General features: G+C 47.3%; 4 protein-coding genes. All 4 read left to right on the top strand.

All coding sequences use genetic code 11. From position 1 onward, the window contains the following. Nucleotides 1–50: 50 nt before the first annotated feature. Nucleotides 51–347, top strand: coding sequence for a hypothetical protein (locus QUB24_RS33085; protein WP_333157803.1), 297 nt, complete (start codon nt 51–53; stop codon nt 345–347). A gap of 32 nt (nt 348–379) precedes the next feature. Continuing rightward, nucleotides 380–670 carry a flagellar alpha dynein gene (locus tag QUB24_RS33080; RefSeq protein ID WP_333157802.1) on the top strand — a complete coding sequence of 97 codons (291 nt, stop codon included), beginning with the start codon at nt 380–382 and terminating at the stop codon, nt 668–670. 340 nt (nt 671–1010) lie between these two features. Beyond that, a complete protein-coding gene (locus tag QUB24_RS33075; RefSeq protein WP_333157799.1) occupies nt 1011–2255 on the top strand; it encodes a tyrosine-type recombinase/integrase in 1245 nt (414 codons plus the stop codon). A gap of 264 nt (nt 2256–2519) precedes the next feature. Then, the coding region (locus QUB24_RS33070; protein ID WP_333157798.1) for a hypothetical protein at nt 2520–2953 on the top strand (434 nt) is incomplete at its 3' end.

Here is a 2953-nt window from a genome sequence, read left to right as displayed (position 1 = left end):
CTTGCACCATTATTGATCGTCCGCTCTCTTAATCCTGGTGGTGTAACCTTTTGACACTGATTCAGCAAGCCCTAATTGCTGCTACTGTACCTCATAACATCCGGAAGTGCTGTATTAAAGATGTCGCAGCAGCAGAGGGATTGAGCGTCAACGCTTGGGTGGTGCGAACTTTAGAGCAAGCAGCCAACCAGACAATAGCAGCGCCGCCAACTCAACCTCAAACACAGGTGTCCGAAATTTCGGACATCGAACCAGTGCTAGACAATTTGCTAGACACTAAGCTAGACACACTGCTAGCGGCCAAATTAGCAGGGATTGAGGAACGGCTGGGAAAATTGAGAGCCTGAGTGATGGCAACGATGAATCGCTCAGGCTTGAATTGAAAGCGGCCAACAAGCAACTTACAGAGTGGGATGCAGAACTGAATCAGTTACACGAGCGCAATGGCGATTTGGGACTGAAGGTGCAGATGTTGGAGCAAGAACTCAGGGAAGTGCGGCGCGATCGGGAAGCAAATAAAAACTCGGCTCCGACCGTCGCAGATTTTCCAGAACCGGCCGACTTGCTTAACCAGTTAAAAGCGCAGCGCAAAAAGTCGAGGGCGGACTTGGCTGATATCAACGCTATTCTGGGGCTTCTGGCGGAAGAGTACGGCTCAAGCCTAGTCTAGGTATGGATTGTATTCAATTTGTATTCAAACAAGGCAGATTGTATTCAATTTGTATTCAATTTCTAGTCAACTAGACCCCTGACTTAGCCGTATTCTGAGCAATAAAAAACCTCAAACCGTTGATTTGTCGTTGGTTTGAGGTTTTTATAGACGCAAGCGGGCAGCGGGAATCGAACCCGCATAATTAGCTTGGAAGGCGGTAGGGAGGAATCGCTAAACTGTTTGCACAGTAAGGATTCTTTAAACAATGTTTTTGGCGTCCGCTGTTACCGTAGTCAAACCGTAGTCAAACCGTAGTCAATCTTGGTAAAATTGGTCGATCGAGTTTGAGTAAAAATACATGACTAAAACTCCTAAATCGGGCAACAAAGCTTCTTGCGGTTCTGTGGTGGTAGCAACTCGCGAGGGGAGACTGCGGTTACAACTGCCAAGACATTTGTACGGGGGAGAGCAGAAATATCTATCTTTGGGGATGGCAGATACCCCTGAGAACTGGGAACTGGCAGAAGCCAAAGCACAGTTAATTGAATCCGATATCAAGTTTGAACGGTTTGACCCCACACTCAAGAAGTACAAGTCACAGACTCACCTGACTGTTATTGAGACAGTCAAGCCTAAGCCGGAACTGACACTGACTCAGTTGTTTGCTAAATACTTGGAATTCAAGAAGCCAGCACTCAAAGCCACAACTTTCAACTACTTGGTGACAGGCATTCAAAGCTATGTTGACCGTTGCCCCTACCAGCCTCTATCAGAGGACTGTGCTTTGCAGGTACGCGCTTGGCTGTTGGAGGATACGACTAACAGCATGACCAAAAGGATTTTGACTCACCTAAATGCAGCGGTGAAATGGGGGATTAAATTCAAGATTGTCAAGGGCTTAACCGTATCCCCGTTTGAGGGGCTGGCAGCGGAATTGCCTAAGCATAACTGGGAAAGTGACCCAGAGCCGAACGCATTTACAGCAGAAGAAAAAGAGCTGGTATTGGAGGCTTTTAAGAACCACAGAGGGACTTGGAATGGGAGGGGAGAAACCGGGCAAAAGTTTTGTTTTTACTACCCTATGGTGCAGTTCTGGCTGATGACTGGATGCCGTCCCTCGGAAGCTGTGGGGTTGAGGTGGTGCGACATTGCCCCTGACTTTTCTCACATTGTGTTCAACGGGAGTATACAGCATCCAAGCGGAAAGGAGACAAGGGTTGATGGCAGCAAAAACAACAAGCGGCGTAAATTTCCTTGCAATCAAGAACTGGTTCAGTTGTTGAAAGGTCTCAAGCCACAAAATCTGACTGACAAGGATAGGTTGGTATTTCCATCACCTATCAAGGGCGGGGCGATTAATTACAACAATTTCAGTAAGCAGGTATGGCATAAATTGGTTGACCCGATTACTGAAAAAACCAGGCAACACGAACAGGATTGTAAGACTACTACCCCCTACTCTTGCCGGGATACTTTTATTAGTGAACAGGTTGGCAAGGGTGTACCGAGTGCGGTTGTGGCTAAATGGTGCGATACGTCGGAAAGGGTAATTAATGCTGTGTATTTAGACAGCAAGATTTTGGAGCATTTACGCCCGCTTTGATGCTGTTAGGATGTTGATTCTAGGGGCAATTTTTGGGACATAAAACTTTACACTTTCTGTGTTGACAAGGAAGTGGAAGTCTGCAATCGTGAGTAACTAAGGAAGATTGTTGCGCGGTTGACGAGCACTTGCAATGCTAGCCAAACCACGACTTCCCCAAATCGTTCTATCTCAACGTTTGGAGCCTATAAATTATGCCACTTTCAGCCGATTGTCCTAACGGACGATCGCAACTCTTAATGATTGAGTTGACGGGGTTTTACCATGACTAAACCTACCGTCAGCTACCGTCGCATTGACCAACTCAGGGCGATCGCCTATGACCGTGGCTTCACCAATGAAGACGCCAGACAGTTCGGGAAGCTTAGCAAAACTGCTACGTGGGAAGCACTGCTAGAACTGTACATTGTTGACGGTGAATCGCTTGACACAGTGAATGTAGACACTGTAGACACAGCGCTAGACATACCACTAGACACTGTAGACACCACACCTGAACCGCTTAACCCGCAAGCTGTAGACACTGTAGACACCCTTGATTGGACTAACGACGGTTCATTTCCTGTGTGTGGTTTTACCCGCCAGACTTCCACCAGCTTTTTAGACTGGGTTGACATCTCTCAACTCATCGCACTCGTACTCGCATCGGCGGGAGTGTTTGTGCTGGCAATGTCTATGTGGCGACAAATCAATCCCTT

It is taken from the genome of Microcoleus sp. B9-D4, from assembly GCF_036705105.1.
Classification (GTDB): domain Bacteria; phylum Cyanobacteriota; class Cyanobacteriia; order Cyanobacteriales; family Microcoleaceae; genus Microcoleus.
Note: the sequence above shows the minus strand (reverse complement) of the source record. Positions and strands in the feature narration are given on the sequence as shown.